The sequence below is a fragment of the Absicoccus intestinalis genome (genome assembly GCF_033971885.1).
Lineage (GTDB): Bacteria > Bacillota_I > Bacilli_A > Erysipelotrichales > Erysipelotrichaceae > Absicoccus > Absicoccus intestinalis.
Window position 1 is genome coordinate 18,547 of sequence record NZ_JALBUS010000016.1, and the last position, 17,663, is coordinate 36,209.

Annotated in this window: 17 protein-coding genes; 12 read left to right on the forward strand and 5 right to left on the reverse strand. The window is 37.1% G+C overall.

Annotated features, from left to right (window positions below):
- Positions 1 to 5: 5 nt before the first annotated feature.
- The 5 genes from gyrB to dnaA all read right to left on the reverse strand — a co-directional run bounded on the left by gyrB (position 6) and on the right by dnaA (position 5,960).
- The gene (gene gyrB / locus MOZ64_RS09245; protein WP_320326276.1) at positions 6 to 1,973 is read right to left on the reverse strand and encodes a DNA topoisomerase (ATP-hydrolyzing) subunit B; all 1,968 of its coding nucleotides are present in this window, start codon (positions 1,971 to 1,973) and stop codon (positions 6 to 8) included.
- Positions 1,974 to 1,975: 2 nt separating this feature from the next.
- Positions 1,976 to 3,064, reverse strand: a complete 1,089-nt coding sequence (gene recF / locus MOZ64_RS09250; RefSeq protein WP_320326277.1) for a DNA replication/repair protein RecF — start codon at positions 3,062 to 3,064, stop codon at positions 1,976 to 1,978.
- On the reverse strand, positions 3,061 to 3,264 hold the full coding sequence (gene yaaA, locus MOZ64_RS09255) for a S4 domain-containing protein YaaA (protein WP_320326278.1): 204 nt from the start codon (positions 3,262 to 3,264) through the stop codon (positions 3,061 to 3,063). Before yaaA ends, recF begins: the two co-directional genes overlap by 4 nt.
- A 99-nt stretch (positions 3,265 to 3,363) precedes the next feature.
- Positions 3,364 to 4,485 carry a DNA polymerase III subunit beta gene (gene dnaN / locus MOZ64_RS09260; RefSeq protein WP_320326279.1) on the reverse strand — a complete coding sequence of 374 codons (1,122 nt, stop codon included), beginning with the start codon at positions 4,483 to 4,485 and terminating at the stop codon, positions 3,364 to 3,366.
- A 134-nt stretch (positions 4,486 to 4,619) separates the two neighbouring features.
- The gene (gene dnaA / locus MOZ64_RS09265) at positions 4,620 to 5,960 is read right to left on the reverse strand and encodes a chromosomal replication initiator protein DnaA (RefSeq protein WP_320326280.1); all 1,341 of its coding nucleotides are present in this window, start codon (positions 5,958 to 5,960) and stop codon (positions 4,620 to 4,622) included.
- A 407-nt stretch (positions 5,961 to 6,367) separates the two neighbouring features.
- Between dnaA and MOZ64_RS09270 the strand changes: the two genes are divergently transcribed.
- The 12 genes from MOZ64_RS09270 to argS all read left to right on the forward strand — a co-directional run bounded on the left by MOZ64_RS09270 (position 6,368) and on the right by argS (position 17,659).
- On the forward strand, positions 6,368 to 7,597 hold the full coding sequence (locus MOZ64_RS09270; RefSeq protein ID WP_320326281.1) for a peptidoglycan bridge formation glycyltransferase FemA/FemB family protein: 1,230 nt from the start codon (positions 6,368 to 6,370) through the stop codon (positions 7,595 to 7,597).
- 90 nt (positions 7,598 to 7,687) lie between these two features.
- Entirely contained in the window at positions 7,688 to 7,822 is a 135-nt protein-coding gene (gene rpmH, locus MOZ64_RS09275) for a 50S ribosomal protein L34 (RefSeq protein WP_128520466.1), read from the forward strand.
- A gap of 45 nt (positions 7,823 to 7,867) precedes the next feature.
- Positions 7,868 to 8,209 (forward strand): ribonuclease P protein component, encoded by a 342-nt coding sequence (gene rnpA, locus MOZ64_RS09280; RefSeq protein WP_320326282.1) that lies wholly within the window; start codon positions 7,868 to 7,870, stop codon positions 8,207 to 8,209.
- A 4-nt stretch (positions 8,210 to 8,213) separates the two neighbouring features.
- Entirely contained in the window at positions 8,214 to 9,215 is a 1,002-nt protein-coding gene (locus MOZ64_RS09285) for a YidC/Oxa1 family membrane protein insertase (protein WP_320326283.1), read from the forward strand.
- 12 nt (positions 9,216 to 9,227) lie between these two features.
- Positions 9,228 to 9,854 (forward strand): RNA-binding cell elongation regulator Jag/EloR, encoded by a 627-nt coding sequence (gene jag / locus MOZ64_RS09290; RefSeq protein ID WP_320326284.1) that lies wholly within the window; start codon positions 9,228 to 9,230, stop codon positions 9,852 to 9,854.
- Positions 9,855 to 9,894: 40 nt separating this feature from the next.
- Positions 9,895 to 10,455 (forward strand): aminoacyl-tRNA hydrolase, encoded by a 561-nt coding sequence (gene pth / locus MOZ64_RS09295; protein WP_320326285.1) that lies wholly within the window; start codon positions 9,895 to 9,897, stop codon positions 10,453 to 10,455.
- Positions 10,456 to 13,842 (forward strand): transcription-repair coupling factor, encoded by a 3,387-nt coding sequence (mfd, locus tag MOZ64_RS09300; protein ID WP_320326286.1) that lies wholly within the window; start codon positions 10,456 to 10,458, stop codon positions 13,840 to 13,842.
- Entirely contained in the window at positions 13,832 to 14,089 is a 258-nt protein-coding gene (locus tag MOZ64_RS09305; RefSeq protein WP_320326287.1) for an RNA-binding S4 domain-containing protein, read from the forward strand. Before mfd ends, MOZ64_RS09305 begins: the two co-directional genes overlap by 11 nt.
- Positions 14,082 to 14,477 carry a (deoxy)nucleoside triphosphate pyrophosphohydrolase gene (locus tag MOZ64_RS09310; protein ID WP_320326288.1) on the forward strand — a complete coding sequence of 132 codons (396 nt, stop codon included), beginning with the start codon at positions 14,082 to 14,084 and terminating at the stop codon, positions 14,475 to 14,477. Before MOZ64_RS09305 ends, MOZ64_RS09310 begins: the two co-directional genes overlap by 8 nt.
- Positions 14,458 to 15,645 (forward strand): HD domain-containing protein, encoded by a 1,188-nt coding sequence (locus tag MOZ64_RS09315; RefSeq protein ID WP_320326289.1) that lies wholly within the window; start codon positions 14,458 to 14,460, stop codon positions 15,643 to 15,645. The genes MOZ64_RS09310 and MOZ64_RS09315 overlap by 20 nt, the downstream gene beginning before the upstream one ends.
- A 12-nt stretch (positions 15,646 to 15,657) precedes the next feature.
- Positions 15,658 to 16,032, forward strand: a complete 375-nt coding sequence (locus MOZ64_RS09320; protein ID WP_320326290.1) for a DUF1934 family protein — start codon at positions 15,658 to 15,660, stop codon at positions 16,030 to 16,032.
- Positions 16,022 to 17,659, forward strand: a complete 1,638-nt coding sequence (gene argS, locus MOZ64_RS09325; RefSeq protein WP_320326291.1) for an arginine--tRNA ligase — start codon at positions 16,022 to 16,024, stop codon at positions 17,657 to 17,659. The genes MOZ64_RS09320 and argS overlap by 11 nt, the downstream gene beginning before the upstream one ends.
- The last annotated feature ends 4 nt before the right edge of the window (positions 17,660 to 17,663 follow it).

The following is a 17,663-nucleotide window of genomic DNA, read 5'->3' on the forward strand; positions in this document are numbered from 1 at the left end:
TCCTCCTAATAATCTAAGTTCGCATAGACCGCGTTTTCTTGAATGAATTCACGACGCGGGTCGACTTCTTCACCCATCAACAATTCAAATGTGTTATCGGCATATTCCGCATCATCAATGGTCACTCGCTTTAAGATGCGATGCTTTGGATCCATAGTTGTTTCCCATAATTGTTCTGCATCCATTTCTCCCAATCCTTTGTATCGTTGTACTTTATAACCATCTTTCAATTCACTACGAATCTGATTCATCTCCTGCTCTTTGTAGGCATAGACGATCTTTTTTCCTTTTTGTACTTTGTATAGAGGAGGTTGCGCAATATATACATATCCACCTTCAATAACAGGTCGCATATATCGATATAAGAACGTTAACATCAATGTAGCAATATGTGCACCATCCACATCGGCATCGGTCATGATAATAATTTTGTGATAACGAAGTTTGGCCAGATCCACTTCATCTTTGATTCCACAACCAAAAGCTGTGATCATTGAGCGAATTTCCGCATTATCAAAAATACGATGTTCTCTTGCTTTTTCAACATTGATGATCTTTCCACGCAAAGGCAAGATAGCCTGCGTCTTCGCATCACGTCCTTGTTTGGCCGATCCCCCGGCCGAATTCCCCTCGACAATATAGATTTCACATTCACTGGCATCTTTACTGGAACAATCCGTTAACTTACCTGGTAGACTTGAAATCCCATCCAATGCACTTTTTCGACGTGTGAGTTCACGAGCTTTCTTTGCTGCCATACGCGCTTTCGAAGCCAGGGTAGCTTTATCAACAATTTTTTTGGCTTGATCCGGATTTTCTAAGAAATAACGCTGCAATTGTTTACCAACAATACTCGATACGATCTTACGAACTTCCGAATTTCCTAATTTGGTCTTTGTTTGTCCCTCATATTGAGGATTTGGATGCTTTACCGAAATGATACAAACCAAACCTTCTTTCACATCGTCCTGTGATAATTTTTCATCTTTCTTCAATATATTATGATCCAACGCATATTTATTGATTTCACGCGTTAAGGCCATACGGAAACCATCTTCATGATAGCCACCTTCATGGGTATGAATATTATTACAGAAAGAATAAATATTGGATTGATATCCTTCGTTATACTGCAAAGCCACTTCTGCCAAAATGCCATCGACCAAACCTTCACAATAAATCACATCATCTGTAATCGGCGTTTTATTCCGATTGATAAAACGCACATATTCAATGATGCCACCTTCATAATAATAGTTTTCTTTGATGGGTTCTTCTTCTCGCAAATCCGTTAATGTTAAGCGAATACCTTTATTTAAAAAAGCCAATTGACGTAAACGCGAATTCAATGTATCAAAATCATAAGACGTCGTTTCTTTAAAAATGGTTGGATCCGCCTTAAAACGAACCAATGTACCCGTTTCTTGGGTGGTACCGATTTCCTTTAAAGGAGCCACTGTATGGCCGCCATTTTCAAAACGAATGAAATAGATCTTACCATTTTGATACACCGTCACTTCCATCCAAGAACTCAGTGCATTAACAACAGAAGCACCAACACCATGAAGGCCTCCCGATACTTTATAGGCACCTCCACCAAATTTACCACCCGCATGTAATACCGTAAGAATGGTTTCTACGGCACTTACGCCCGTCTTCTCATGAATGCCGACAGGCATACCACGACCATTATCACGAACAGCGATGACATCATCGGGTTCGATCGTGACATCGATCTTATTGGCAAACCCAGCCAAGGCTTCATCAATACCATTATCAACAATTTCCCAAACCAGATGATGAAGACCTCTGGCACTTGTCGATCCAATATACATACCAGGACGTAAGCGAACGGCTTCCAATCCTTCCAATACTTGAATATCATCAGCCGTATACGAATGATCCACCGATGTCGCTTCATTCTCCAACTGATCAAATTCTAAAATTTCTTGTTTTAATTCTTCTTGACTCATACTCATACCTCCCGAAGAGAACCATCTTCAATATGATAAAAACGAACCGAACGATCTTGAAACCATTGTTTATCTATGGGTTCGGTTGATGTGATAAATACTTGCATAGAGCGTGGTAAATGTTGGATCAATTGTTTTTGACGTCTAGGATCCAATTCACTAAAAACATCATCCAATAATAAAATCGGATATTGTTTGGTTTTTTCATAAATAATTTGCGCAAGACCTAACTTCATTGCCAAGAGAAAACTACGCTTCTGTCCTTGTGAGCCTACTTCATGGATGGGTCTTCCATTCAATAAAAAAACGATATCATCTTTATGAATGCCATATGTTGTTTGTCGATATTGTTTATCTTTTTCGAAACTCTTTTCATAAGCCATTTTCAGATTTTCCTGTAAATGATCCCATTCTACAAAGGTTTGATATGTCGCATCTATTTTTTCTTTTTGCTCTGAAAAAAAAGGATATAGCAAACGCGACTGATCCATCCATTCTTTCACAAATTTCGCCCGTTGGGAAATGATGACCATTTCATCTTGAATCATTTGCTCAGTCAATGTATGCAATAAAAGATCATCCAAATCATCTTGTTTTAATAGCCGATTTCTTTGTTTCAATAGGGATTGAAAATGAGATAACGTCGCCGTATATGTATGTGATAATTTCATAAGTTCCATATCAATGAAGCGACGTCGAGAACGCGGCGATTGTTGAAATAAAAGCATATCATCTGGGCAAAATAAGATGGCATTCAATTTACCGATAAAATCAGAATACCGTCGTACAGGATCTTGATAGACAAATAAATGCTTTTTCTTTTGTGAAACAACAATTTTCAATTGTTCATCGTGACCATGCGATTCAATCAAAGCAGAAAGACTCATCCATTCTTTTTGATGCATGGTCAAACTATCGATATGAGATGTGCGAAAAGAACGTAAATGACTTAAAAAATAGATAGCCTCAATGAGATTGGTCTTACCTTGTGCATTATTTCCATAGAAACAATGGATACAAGCCGGTTCAAATCGATAAGAACTTTTGTGATAATTTCGAAAATGGACAAGTTCTAATCGTTTCAGATTCATTGGATCTGGATCCTTTGGCCATCGATTTCCACCACATCATTGGCATATAGCTTGCGACCTCGACGATTTTCTTTTTCGCCATTGACCAAAACATAATGATCAGCCAAATACGCTTTTACCATGCCTCCAGTTGGCAATACATCACAAGCCTTTAGCAATTGAGAAAGTGTAATATATTCATTTTCTAATGTAAAATGCATGGAAATACCCCTTTTCACTGTCTTATTATACCATAATACGCATTTGTTTACTATATTGACCATCCCTACATAACATAAAAAAAAGGCCGCGATTGGCCTTTAATCATAGCTACGCACAGGAACGATCACGATGACGATCGAATCATCTTCTGGATTTAAGATACGAATCGGTCGCATATCACCAGAAAATTCCAGATCCACTTTCGAACCATTTAAGGCACGAATGGCATCTAAAATATAACTACCATTACAAGTAAGGGTCAAATGATCTCCTTTGTATATACAATCGGTCAATACTTCATCACTGCTTCCAATCTCGGTTGAATTGGTCTTGATCCGAACAATCTCTGGACTACATTCCAATTTGACCAAATGCACTTTATCATTTCGAATAAAATTGGTACGGTCAATGACACTGGCTAATTCATGGGCATCGACAACCATAGAAGCAACCGAAGATGTTGGAATGATTTTCTCAACACTTGGGAAAGTCCCATCCAATAATCGCGTTTGGAAAATGGTCTTACCAAACACAAATTGCGCTTTTTTTGAATCAATATATAATTGCACCGCATCAATCTCTTCTGAAAGAGAACGAACTACCTCTTGTAGCGATTTACTGGGAATCGTGATATTAAAATTGGATTCGGCTTGTAAAGCAATGGTCTTACGCGCTAAACGATACGAATCTGTACCCGAACAATAGAGATATCCATCTTTTGCTGCAAAATTAACACCACTCAATACAGGACGTTGATCATTTTCACTACAAGCAAAGGCAGTTTGCGATACGATTTGCGATAATGTATCCCTCGATAATTGAATCGAATGCGTGGGTTGATCAAAATCAATATTTGGATATTGACCCGCTTCCATACCATTTAAATTAAATTTACCATTGGTGCTTGTAATGCGAACCAATTCAAAATCCATGACTTCCAATTCCACCATCGTGGATTCAATTTTATGAATGATTTCTAATAAATAACGAGATTCTAAAACAATGGAACCCGTTGATTCAATTTGCAGTTGATTTTCTTCTCCTTTATATATATATGTACGAATAGAAATATTGGAATCACTTCCTGTTAATACAATATGATCTTGATCGACTTCAATGCAAATACCGGATAAAGCAGGTAAGGGTGAAAAAGAACTAATGGCACGCGATACAATAGAAAGTTGAGTATAAAAATATTTTCGATCAATAGTAAATTTCATAATTTGAATCTCCTTTATTACTATATATGTATAATGAATAACAACAACCTGGGGAAAACGGGGATAACTTTTTCTATAAAGCGATGTATATCGCTTTTAGGACCCATTTTTAACGATGGAAAACCAGGGAAAACTTATAGGGAATCTTTGATCTTATTCATCGCAATTTGAAAAGCTGTATCCGTTTTTAATAATTTGATGGCTCGATCATAAGAAGACTTGATGGTGGAATGATCACGATTGCCTAATTGCTGACCAATTTGTGTCCAAGATGTCCCCAATGTTTCATGACAAAGATAGACGATCATATGACGAGCGGTGACTAATTTCTTCTGCCGCGATTTTCCCTCTACTTCATTATAAGAAAGACCATAAAATTTTGTTACCACTTTCTTGATTTGTTTGGGAGTAAGTTTATTGGGTTTTGCGACAATCAATTGTCCCGATAAGACGCGTTGTGCAAAAGGAAGATCGATCACATCAATATTTTCCAACGTGGCATTGAAGATCAATGTACGTAAACTACCTTCCAATTTGCGAACATCATCGGAAAATTTATGAGCTAAGAAATCAATTGTTTCATCATTGATCTGACAAGCTTCTTCATAGCCTTCTAATTTTTTTCGTAAGATGGCTCGACTCGTATCGAATTCAGGTTTCAATATATTAATAGGTAAACCATTATTAAAACGAGAAATCAAACGATTTTGAATGCCTTCCAATTCATTGGGATGCATATCACTCGTGATCACGATTTGTGCACCCTTCGCAATTAAAGAATTATAAACTTTAAAAAAGATTTCTTGAGAACTGGACTGCGTCAAATTTTGAATATCATCGATCAAGAAATAATCATTATCAATCAGTTGCGCTTGTACCATTTCTACGGTATTGGATTGGACATTGTGCGTTTTCATCGCATCGATCAAGATAGAAACTAGATCACCACTATACGCATAAAAGACCTTTTTTTCTGGTATTTCTTTTTGGAGATAATTTCCAATCGCATGTAAAAGATGGGTCTTGCCCAATCCGGAATTTCCATAAATCAAAATGGGATTAAAAGTATGAGTATCTTCGATGCAACAATGAAAACAAGCAGCATAAGCCCCTTGATTGGATTTTCCCTGCACAAAGTTTTCAAAGGTATAATCTGCATTAAATTTGGTTTGTACCAATTCCTTAGTACGCCGCTGTACAATTTCTTCCGGCATCATTTTTTCGACTTCACGATAATGCATCAAAGTAATGGTGACTGCTTCTCCCCACATTTCACTTAAATACTGTTCAAATAAAGCTTTGGTGTTGGAATCGGACATGATATTTTTGGTGATTACTGAACGATACGACACATATGCAATCCCATCTTCGATTCGAAATAAGCTCGTTTTGGACATCCAAGAAAAAGTATCTTCTTTAAAATTATTTTTAATTGCTTCTAAAGTTTCTTTCCATAACGTTTCATATTGATTCATACGTTTTATTATACACGAAATTAGATAGGAAGGTATAGCTATAGAAGTTATCCCCACATGGGGATAACACCCAAATGGGGAAAAATGAAAGGCAAGTGGATAAAATGGGGAATATGGGGAAAACAACTGGGGAAAAGTGTATGCTGTGGGGAAATAAATGGATAACAATATACGATATATAAAGGAATATTTGAGGTTATCCACGTTTTCCACAGGAAATCAAAAAGTACAGATATTTATCGAAAATAAAGCGGATAAGAACAAAGAAAAAGAGGAATAAAAGGGGATTTACATCCGTAAGAATTAAAAATTCCCCAACGAAAATGGGGAAAACTTTTCAATAATGGACTTGATTCTATAAGGAAATCTGTACCATAATAGAGCGTACGACAGAAAGAAGGATTTGTATGGCATATCAATTCGAAACAAACATCCCCCAAGATGCATACGATACATTTGTGAAAAAACACCCATTATGTAATTTGTTACAGAGTTATGATTGGGCAAAAGTAAAAAATAATTGGGACCATATATATACAGGTGTCTATGATCATCAAGAATTAGTGGCAGCCGGTTTGGTCTTGATCAAAAATTTACCACTACATATGACAATGTTCTATATTCCACGTGGACCGATCTTAGATTATGAGAATGAACGATTAGTAGGATATTATTTTCAAGAGTTAAAACGCATTGCGAAAAAACGTCATTGTTTATTTATCAAGTTTGATCCGACTTTGCACGTAAATGATTATGCATCCAAAGACTACAATGAAAATCGTTATGAATCGACCCAAAAATATTTGGATACGATGAAAAAAATCGGTGCAGTCCATCATGGATTTACGATGAATATTGCCGATACGGTCCAACCACGTTTTCAATCTAATGTGTATGATACCGAAGGGTGGGAAGAAAACTTACCAAAACATACCAAACGATTGATCAAAGATGCCAATCGTCGCCATGTTGAGATTGTTACGGGTGGTATCGAATTGGTAGATGAATTTAGTCGTTTGGTCGAAATGACGGAAGAAAGAAAACGTGTTGCATTGAGAAATAAAGAATATTTTGAAAAGTTATTGAAAACCTATCCAGATGGAGGGGTCATTTTCTTGGCAAAATGCAATGTTCATCGCTTGGCACAAGAAGCCAAAGAAAAGAAAGCTTCTTTACAAAACGAATTGGATAATTTACCAGAAAATATGAAGAAGAAACGTCGTCGTTTGGAAGATCAATTGCGTTCAAATGATAAAGATCTCAAAGAATTCAATGAAGTTATTGAAGAATTTGGTGATGAAGACAAAGAAATTGCGATTGCAGGTATCTTAAGTATTCAATATGGACCTACTTGTGAAATGTTGTATGCAGGCATGGATCAGCGATTTAAAAAATTTATGCCACAATATAAAGAATATGTGGAAAACTTCCGTTGGGCATTTGAAAGAGGTTGTAAATGGTCCAATATGGGTGGTGTAGAAGGTTCATTGGATGATGGCCTAACAAAATTTAAAGATAATTTTAATCCCATCATCAATGAATTCATTGGTGAATTTGATTTGCCTGTAAACAAACCACTATTCAAATTGAGTGAAAAAGCATATACAATCGCGAAATCTCGAGTTAAAGAGCAATAATTCATTGACTTTGGAAATAAATTATGATTATAATGTAATGCAATCTTATTGGAAGAAACAAAAGTGAATATAGACTGAGGGGTGTGAAATATGAAGAGAACATATCAGCCAAGTAAGAAGAAACATCAAAGAACGCATGGTTTCCGTGCAAGAATGGCAACCAAAGGTGGTCGTAAAGTTCTTTCTAGCCGAAGAGCAAAAGGTAGAAAGGTATTATCCGCATAGAAATCACCAACACTGGTGATTTTTTTGTCTGGATAGGAGATACAAGTGAAAAAAGCTTATCGTGTTTGTAAAAGTTATGAATTCACATCAATTATCCAGCACCGATCGTTTGTGCTATCTTCCTCGTTTGTATGCTACTACATGCCTAGAAAAGAATCGCATGCTCGTGTGGGTATTTCGGTTGGTAAAAAATTGGGAAATGCAGTAGAGCGCAATAAAGTGAAACGCCAAGTGCGTAGTATGGTGGATGATATCTATGATTTTAATGAAACATTTGATACAATCATCATAGTGCGTCCTCGTTATCATCAAAAGAGTTATCAGGAAAACTGGAAGCAGTTAAAGCAAGATAAAGAGCGATTGGAGAAGAGGAAGGATAAGAGGTAGAAATATGAGTGATTTCTTACGTAGAAAATCGAAAATTCTATTCATTTGTTTTTTCGTCCTATTAACATGTACGGCTTGTTCAACACCACGTGGTAAAGATGGAAAAGTAAAAGTAGATCAGATCATTTCCAGTGAAACGATTCAAGTCAAACGCAAAGATGTAAGTATTGAAAGTGTTTCGGATCCAAAATTGAAGAAGCAATACCAAAAGCTCGATGCGAATGATACGATCACAATTAAGCCAACGACATTCTCACAAGCTTTTTCAACTGGATGGTTTGATGGCTTGATCGTTTGGCCATTGGCTATGTTGATCAATAAGATCTCATCTGCTACCGATGCTGGTATTGGTATCATCATTACGACTTTGTTGGTGCAAATGATCGTATTCGCATTGACAGGCAAATCGCAAATGTCGAGTCAGCGAATGCAGGAAATTCAACCAGAAATCAACAAGATCCAAAGTAAATATCGAGGCAAGACCGATCAAGAATCACAAATGAAGATGTATCAAGAAACGCAAGCGCTGTATGCGAAATATGATATTCATCCATTTGGATCCATGCTGGTCATGTTCTTACAATTGCCAATCATGATGGGAATGTATTATGCAACTATGCGTGCCTATGAAGTGTTAGTTGGAAGTGCATTTGGTATGCGCTTGGCTACTACACCGATGTATGCAATCCAACATCTTATGATAGGTGGCATTATTGTTTACATCTTGATGGTTGTTTCTCAATTGGTATCGACGATGTTGCCACAATGGTTGAAAAAATGGCAAGATAAGAAAGACAATGTCAAAAAACATAGTTATCGTGAATCCGAACAACAAAAAGATCCAATGAATATGAATTTGTATATGTACATGATGGTCATCATTTTTGCGTTCATGTATTTGAATTGGCCATTAGCTATGTCCTACTACTGGATGATTTGTTCGATTATACGTATTGTCCAACAATATGTGATGCATCGAGTGATGCATCGAGCAGAAGCAAAGTAGGGGGAAGAAACGATGGCATTTGAAAAATATACAGGTAAAACATTGGAAGAAGCCTTGAGTGAAGCCGCTAAAGCCAAAAATGTAACTGTGGATGAGCTTCATTATACCGTAACGGAGGAAAAAGCTGGTTTTTTAGGATTGGGTAAACAAGTTGAAGTGGAAGTGTATACTGAAAAAGATGTGGAACAATTTATCCATGACTATATTCAATCGTATTTCGATAATGCACAATTGGATGGAGAAGTAACCATTTCAAATGATGATGGCTTCTATCATATCAACGTTAATACGTCAAATAATGCGATCTTGATTGGTAAAGCGGGTCGTTCTTTACAAGCTTTTAATCGTTTGGTCAAAATGGCTGCCAGTGCTGAATTTAAAAAGAAAGTTGGCTTATTGATCGATGTGAATGGGTATAAACAAGAACGCTATGAAAAGCTATGTCGCATGGCTGTGCGTGTTGCCAAAGATGTTCGTCGTACAAAAATTGATGCTTCACTAGATCCAATGAGTGCGGATGAAAGAAAAGCAGTTCATAATGCTTTGGCGAATATGAAAGATATTTCAACGCATTCCGAAGGAGAAGGCGATCAACGCCATATCAATATTTTATTTACACCAGGAAAAGAAACCGAATAAATAACGAGTATGTACTCGTTATTTTTCTTTAGGAGTCAATATGAAAATTATTATTGGATTGGGAAATCCCGGAAAAAAATATGAAAATACTCGTCACAATGCGGGTTTTATGGTCATGGATGCTTTAGCGGATTTATGTGATCTTTCTTTTGATCAAGAGAAGTTCTCATCTTCTTTTGCCAAAGGCAAAGTTCATGGGGAAGATGTGATCTTGATGAAACCCACGACTTATATGAATAATAGTGGCCTTGCTCTTCGTCAAGTATTAGATTTCTATAAAGAAAGCAGTGAAGACGTATTGATCATTTATGATGATATTGATTTACCCGTAGGTAAGATTCGTTTGCGTCAAAAAGGAAGTGCGGGTGGTCATAATGGCATAAAATCCATCATTCAGGCGATGGGTACAAGCACCTTTGATCGGATTCGTGTAGGTACATCGCGCGATCCACAAATTCCCATCATTCAATGGGTCTTGACCAATTTCAAACAAGAAGAAAAAGAAGATCTGAATCAGTCTATCGATGCAGCGGCTCATGCTGCTTATCATGCGATCGCGCATCCATTTAGTCAGACCATGAATCAATACAATCAGAAATAGGTGATATTTTTGAATACAAAAATAAAAGAACAATTAGCGAATAATGTGGTTGTTGAAGAAATCCTAAAGGAAGGCAATCATGTGGGAAATTTATATCCCATGGAAGAAGCTTTGGTGGAAGTTTCTGCTTTTCTACAAGATCATAAAACCCGCATTATCGTAAAAAAGAATCGTTTTGAAGCGCAGCAACTCTTTTCTCGGATCGATCCACTCACAAAAGATGTGCTGCTTTTTGTGATGGAAGAAAGCCTACGTGTATCGGCCATTGCTTCTTCCCCCGAAGATACGCAAGCATTTGTATCATCTTTGACAACGTTGGTATTCGATCCAAAACCGCGATTGATCATATGCAATGTAGCGGCTTTTCTACGTTTTTTACCCGATGTGCAACGATTTCGCTCCAGCTGTCAGAACATAAAACCCGATATGGAATTCGACATGGATCAATTAAAAGAAACATTGATCAAAGCTGGATATAGTCGTGTCAACTATGTCGATCGTCCATGTACCTTTGCCTATCGTGGAGGAATCATTGATATTTTTCCATTACCCTATGAATATCCTGTACGAATTGAATTTTTTGATAACGTGGTAGAATCTATTCGTTTTTTTGACCAATCCAGTCAACGAACGATCAAGACCATCGATCAAGTTGAAATCACACCAGCCAGTTATTTGTTGTTTAGTGATGCTCAAATTTTAGAAATCAAAGAAAAAGTTAAACAGAAATTGAATGTGGAAAAGAAACGATTGAGTGATGAAGATCGGGAAGAATTAGAAAATCATATTGAAGAAGACATGTATGCGTTGGAATCGTATGATACCGATGATCATTTGTATTGGTATTACAGCTATGTACAAACGGCTTCTATGCTTGATTATGTTTCGGGTACCGTCATTGTTTCTTCCATTGAAGAAGTGGAAAGAGCCATCAAAGATATCCAAACCGATACCATTGCTTTTATGCAAGAAATGGTACAAGAAAATCGTTGTTTGCCTCAATATCAAATGTTTCATACTTGGAAAGATGATCGGTATGTTCATTTTCATGAATTTTTAGATTATAAAGAACCGATGACATCCAATATCTTTCCCATTGAAAAAGCCAGTCAACCACTTCCTGTCATTCTTGAAAATATATCGGCTTCGCATATTTATTTTGCACTTGAAAAAGAAAATATCATCAAAGTACGATCCGCATTGGCCAGTTCTTCTTTGTCTTATGAATTTGTGGATCCTGAATTTTATGAAGGATTTCAATATCAAGATCTTGTGGTTTATACCGAAAAAGAATTATTCATCCAGCCGATACAACATCGACGATATAAAAAGACGTTTAAAGATGGACAGATCCTTGATTCGGTCATGGAACTACAAAAAGGGGACTATGTGGTCCATGAACAATATGGCATTGGTCAATATTTGGGGATTGAAACCAAGAATGTTCGTGGCCAGAATATTGATTATTTACATATCGTCTATGCAGGCAATGATGATTTATATGTACCTTTGTCACAATTTCAATTGGTACGAAAATATGTATCCAAAGAAGGTGTGGGCATTCACTTGAGTAAATTGGGTAGTGACAAATGGAATAAGACCAAAGAAAAAGTCAATGAACGTGTCCAAGCCATTGCCAAACAATTGGTCACATTATATGCTGCTCGTAATGAAAACATTGGCTTTGCTTTTTCAGCGGATGATGCTCTACAAAAAGAGTTTGAAGATCATTTTCCGTATGAGGCGACACCCGATCAGCTACAAGCGACGGCTGAAATTAAAGCCGAAATGGAAAAATCAAGACCCATGGATCATTTACTATGTGGCGATGTGGGATTTGGTAAGACGGAAGTAGCGATGCGATGTGCATTTAAAGCGATTTGTGATGGGAAACAAGTTGCCTTTTTATGTCCAACGACCATTCTTTCGATGCAACATTACCAAACGGTTTCCGAACGATTTGCGTATACAGGCGCAAATGTGGCCTTGGTCAATCGCTTTGTTTCGGATAAAGAAGTGAATCAAATTAAAAAGGATCTAGAAGCTGGAACCATTGATATCGTGATTGGTACGCATCGTTTATTGAATAAAACATTTCAATATAAAGATCTTGGTTTGTTGATCATTGATGAAGAACAGCGATTTGGTGTGGTACATAAAGAAAAAATCAAAGAAATGAAACAAAGCATCGATGTTTTATCCTTAAGTGCAACACCCATTCCTCGAACTTTACAAATGTCATTGATTGGTGTGCGGACCATATCACAATTGAATACACCACCAGCGCAAAGACACCCTATCCAAACCTATGTGATTGAAAAAAGAGGAAGCATCATCAAAGAAATCATTCAACGCGAATTGGCTCGAAATGGACAAGTTTTCTATCTCTACAACAATATTTCCAATATCTATGGTGTGGCTGAAAACTTGCGAATCTTATTTCCTGATCATCATATTGCGGTGGCTCATGGCCGGATGAGTCGTGAAGAAATTGAACAAACCATGCTTGAATTTGAACAACGAAAATATGATATTTTAGTGTGTACGACGATCATTGAAACCGGATTGGATATTGCGAATGCGAATACCATGATCATTGAAGAGGCTGATCATTTTGGCTTGTCACAACTTTATCAAATTCGTGGTCGTGTGGGACGTCGTGATCAAATAGCCTATTGTTACTTAATGGTACAACCGCATAAAAAATTGACGGAAGAAGCCACGAAACGATTAAAATCAATCAAAGAATTTACACAATTGGGTTCGGGCTATAAGATTGCGATGCGCGATTTGACCATTCGCGGGGCCGGTGATTTATTAGGCCCTCAACAAGCAGGTTTTATTGATCAAGTGGGTTTGGATCTCTATTTGGATATGTTGTCCAATGCCATTAAAGAACAAAAAGGTGAAATGGTTGAAAAAAAGCCAGAAAAGATTGCGAATATTCAAATGAATGGATATATTCCTAAACAGTTTACCGATAATGATGGAGATAAATTATCTTTGTATCAGGAAATTAAAAAAGTAAAAACGTTAGCGGATCTAGAAGCCTTTGAAAAGAAGGTCAATGATCTTTATGGTCGTATTCCTAAATCGGTACAAAAATTATTTGAACGACGAAAAATTGATATGTTTGTGAATGAGCCAGGTGTGGATACATTGGTGGAAAAAGATCGATTTATGCTTCTGACCATGACAAAAGATTGGTCAGATCATTGTAATGGTGTAAAATTGTTTGAAGCGATGACTACGTTAAATCGCAAAGTTCAATTGCACTATCAAAATGGTAAGATTGAGATACAAATTCCAAAATTGAGGAATCCATATGAATTGCTTATGAAAATCATACAAGAACTACAAACAAATGGAGAAATATATGAGGCTTGATAAATATTTAAAAACCGCAAGAATCTTGAAGCGTCGTGAAGCAGCCAAGGAATTGGCGCTTCAAGGACGAATCCAAGTCAATGGTCGAGTCGCGAAACCATCGACAGAAATTCAGATTGGTGATGTGATTCGCATTGAATTTGGATATCGGATCTTAGAAATAAAGATCACAGATATCCAGAAACAAGTTTCGAAAAAGAATGCTGCTTTATTATTTGAAATCATAAAGGAAGAGAATCGTGATTGAAGTGGTATGTGGGGCATTGATCCAACAGGGACAGGTATTGATTGCTCGTCGTAATTATGGATCTGCCAAAGGAATGTATGAATTTCCTGGTGGGAAAGTTGAAAAAGGCGAGGCCAAAACAGCAGCATTGATTCGCGAAATGAAGGAAGAATTGGATATTGATATTCAAAAGGTTCAATATTTGGCCGAAAGTGAAGATCAACAAGACTATCCATTTCATTTGACTTGTTTTCTTTGTTTTTCCGATCAAGTTCCCAAAATGATCGTGCATGATGATTTTATTTGGACAACGCCAGATCATATTTATGATCGTCCATTTTTTAAGAGTGATGTTGGTTTGGTTGAGGCATTAAAGAAGGTGTGGCCATATGTATCCCAAAACGAGTGAAACGAAAGTATTGCGTGATCCGATTCATGGCTATATTCATATTGAATATCAAGTCATATGGGATTGTTTAAATAGTCGCGAATTTCAGCGTTTACATCGTATTCATCAATTGGGTGGTGTTTTTCAAGTGTATCATACGGCGGAGCATTCGCGTTTTGGTCATAGTCTAGGGGTATATGAAATTGTGCGACGTATGGTCAATGAAGTCGAGGATATCAGTCAATCTTTATCCGAATATGAAAAGATCCAGGTGATGTGTGCGGGTTTGCTTCATGATTTAGGACATGGACCGTATTCTCATTTTTTTGAATCTTTACAAACGCAAACCCATGAACAGCGAACGTGTCAATTGATATTGGATCCGCAAACGGAAGTGCATCAAGCATTGTGTCGCTGTGATCATTTATTACCACAATATGTTGTCGATATATTGATGCATAAACATACAAAGTCAATGATGAATCAAATGATTTCATCGCAATTGGATGCCGATCGAATGGATTATTTATTGCGTGATGCCTATGAAACCGGTACAAGCTATGGAACATTTGATCTGGAACGTATCTTACGTACCATGCGCGTAAAAAATGGTGTGTTGTGTATGAAAGAAAGTGGCATGCATAGTGTCGAGGATTATATCATGGCTCGTTATCACATGTATTGGCAAGTCTATTTACATCCAGATGCGAAAAGCTATGAGATCTTGATTCAATTGTTTTTCTCCTATTATTGTCAATCGGATATTCATATTCCAGTATTTGAATGTTTGCGTCATGAATTGACCAATGAAGAATTCATTGAAATGGATGAATGTCGGATGATTTATGGCTTTCAAGAAGCCACTCATTGTGAAGACAAGGTATTAAGACAATATGCACGAGCGATTTTGGATCGTCATTTATTCGAATGGCAAGATGATCCCACGGAAGCGGAAGAAGGAGCCATCCAGAAAAAAATCAAAGAGGCTGGGTATGATCCGGCATTGTGGTTTGTAGAAGAAAAGAAAAAAAGAAGTGCGTATTTGCCTTATACGGAAACGGATTCGATCATTTGGATCTGGACCAAACATTATGAATTAAAGCCTTTATCGACTTGTTCAGAAATTGTAAAGGCATTACTTCGTATGGAAAATACATTGGAAAAACGTATATATTATGTTAAATTGTAGTATGCATTGACTATGAAAGTACAATTAGTAGAACATTCAGAAGGTATCGTCCATTATGAAGGAACGGCCATAGTTGTTCCTATGAAAAATGGCTTTGAAATTCGCTTTGGGAATGATGCCCATACCTATAGTTGGAAAATTTATGAAAAGGGATTGATCATTCGTTCCATTTCGGAAATGGAAGTGGTTTTAACTTTTCGTCCCAATCGAAAAACGAAGGGTCATATTTCATCGGAATATGGCACGATGGATCTGGATCTTGAAACTGTGTTTTATAAACAAACCGAGGATCAAATTGAAGTGAAATATAATTTGATCCAAAATGAACAAAAACAAACATTTCATTTTACATTAACCATGAAGGAGGAAACGGGCGATGTCCATTGAAACAGAATTGAAACAAATGCTTCAAACTGCTGTTCAATCTGCTTTTGCGATTGAATTGCCATTGGAAAAAATTATTATTGAAACACCAAAGACGAAAGATCATGGTGATTATGCGAGCAATGTAGCCATGCAACTTACTCGTCAACTACATACCAATCCAAGAGAGATTGCCAAAAACATTGTGGATGCGAGTGATCTTTCTAAAGCGAATGTATCGCAAATTGAAATTGCTGGTCCGGGCTTCTTAAACTTTACGCTATCGAAAGATCGCTTTTCACAAGTTATTACGGATATTTTGGAACAAAAAGAAAAGTATGGACAACAACCTGCCAACGGTATCAAAGTGGATCTGGAATATGTCAGTGCCAATCCCACAGGATCTTTACATTTAGGCCATGCGCGTGGTGCTGCTTGGGGAGATAGTTGTGCCCGCATCATGAAAAAAGCCGGATATGATGTAACACGTGAATATTATGTCAATGATGCAGGAAATCAAATTCATAATTTGGCTTTGTCTTTGAATGCAAGATATCGTCAAGCCCATGGCATTGAGACAGAAATTGGCAAAGATGGCTATATGGGTGAAGATGTGAAAAAGGAAGGATATCGTTTAGCAAAGGAATATCCCAATACCTATTTAGAGCCTACAAAAGAAAATTTAGACTTTTTTAGACAAAAAGGAATTGCCTTTGAATTGGATAAGATCAAACGAGATCTCGATGAATATCGGGTTCATTTTGATGTGTGGACTTCCGAACAAAAATTAAGAGATTCCGGTGCAGTTGAAAAAGCAGTTGACATTATAAGAGATAAAGGGTATACCTATGAGGCAGAAGGAGCGTTATGGTTCAAGACTACGGCTTTTGGCGATGATAAAGATCGTGTTTTACGTAAAAAAGACGGGTCATTGACTTATCTCGTTCCGGATATCGCTTGTCATAACCAAAAATTTGAGCGTGGTTACGATGAAATCGTTGATTTCTTTGGAGCGGATCATCATGGATACATTCCTCGTTTAAAGGCTTCCATGGAAGCTTTGGGACATGATTCCAGTCATTTGCATGTTGATATCATTCAAATGGTTCGATTGGTATCCAATGGTGAAGAGATGAAAATGTCAAAGCGTTTGGGGAATGCGACAACGATCCATGAGTTGGTACAAAGTGTGGGTGTGGATGCTGCTCGTTATTTCTTTGTTGCTCGTGCTTTGGATTCTCATTTGGATTTTGATGTGGATCTAGCTACGAAAAAATCAAATGAAAATCCAGTATATTATGCGCAATATGCCCATGCGCGGATGTGTTCCATCCAAAAACAAGCTCAGGATATTGCTTTGGCCGATCACTTTGAATTATTAACAGATGAAAAAGAGATTGAGTTGATGAAGACTTTACAAGAATTCAATCATGTGATCGTCGAAAGTGCAAAAACACGACAAGTCCATAAGATGTGTCATTACATTCATGATTTAGCAAGTCATTTCCATAGTTTCTATAATGCTTGCAAAGTCATCGATCATGATCATTTGGATTTATCGAGCCAACGTTTGGCTTTGGTTAAAGCGACCCAGACGGTTTTAGCCAATGCATTGGATTGTATTGGGGTCACAGCCGTTGAATCCATGTAACAAG

What these genes read in the sequence shown, in the direction of transcription:
- yaaA (WP_320326278.1), bottom strand. Translation starts at nt 3,264, where the DNA reads ATGCATTTTACATTAGAAAATGAATATATTACACTTTCTCAATTGCTA.
- MOZ64_RS09285 (WP_320326283.1), top strand. Translation starts at nt 8,214, where the DNA reads ATGAGTGATTTCTTACGTAGAAAATCGAAAATTCTATTCATTTGTTTT.
- jag (WP_320326284.1), top strand. Translation starts at nt 9,228, where the DNA reads ATGGCATTTGAAAAATATACAGGTAAAACATTGGAAGAAGCCTTGAGT.
- MOZ64_RS09320 (WP_320326290.1), top strand. Translation starts at nt 15,658, where the DNA reads ATGAAAGTACAATTAGTAGAACATTCAGAAGGTATCGTCCATTATGAA.
- dnaA (WP_320326280.1), bottom strand. Translation starts at nt 5,960, where the DNA reads ATGAATCAATATGAAACGTTATGGAAAGAAACTTTAGAAGCAATTAAA.
- dnaN (WP_320326279.1), bottom strand. Translation starts at nt 4,485, where the DNA reads ATGAAATTTACTATTGATCGAAAATATTTTTATACTCAACTTTCTATT.
- gyrB (WP_320326276.1), bottom strand. Translation starts at nt 1,973, where the DNA reads ATGAGTCAAGAAGAATTAAAACAAGAAATTTTAGAATTTGATCAGTTG.
- pth (WP_320326285.1), top strand. Translation starts at nt 9,895, where the DNA reads ATGAAAATTATTATTGGATTGGGAAATCCCGGAAAAAAATATGAAAAT.
- recF (WP_320326277.1), bottom strand. Translation starts at nt 3,064, where the DNA reads ATGAATCTGAAACGATTAGAACTTGTCCATTTTCGAAATTATCACAAA.
- MOZ64_RS09270 (WP_320326281.1), top strand. Translation starts at nt 6,368, where the DNA reads ATGGCATATCAATTCGAAACAAACATCCCCCAAGATGCATACGATACA.
- MOZ64_RS09315 (WP_320326289.1), top strand. Translation starts at nt 14,458, where the DNA reads ATGTATCCCAAAACGAGTGAAACGAAAGTATTGCGTGATCCGATTCAT.
- rpmH (WP_128520466.1), top strand. Translation starts at nt 7,688, where the DNA reads ATGAAGAGAACATATCAGCCAAGTAAGAAGAAACATCAAAGAACGCAT.
- MOZ64_RS09305 (WP_320326287.1), top strand. Translation starts at nt 13,832, where the DNA reads ATGAGGCTTGATAAATATTTAAAAACCGCAAGAATCTTGAAGCGTCGT.
- argS (WP_320326291.1), top strand. Translation starts at nt 16,022, where the DNA reads ATGTCCATTGAAACAGAATTGAAACAAATGCTTCAAACTGCTGTTCAA.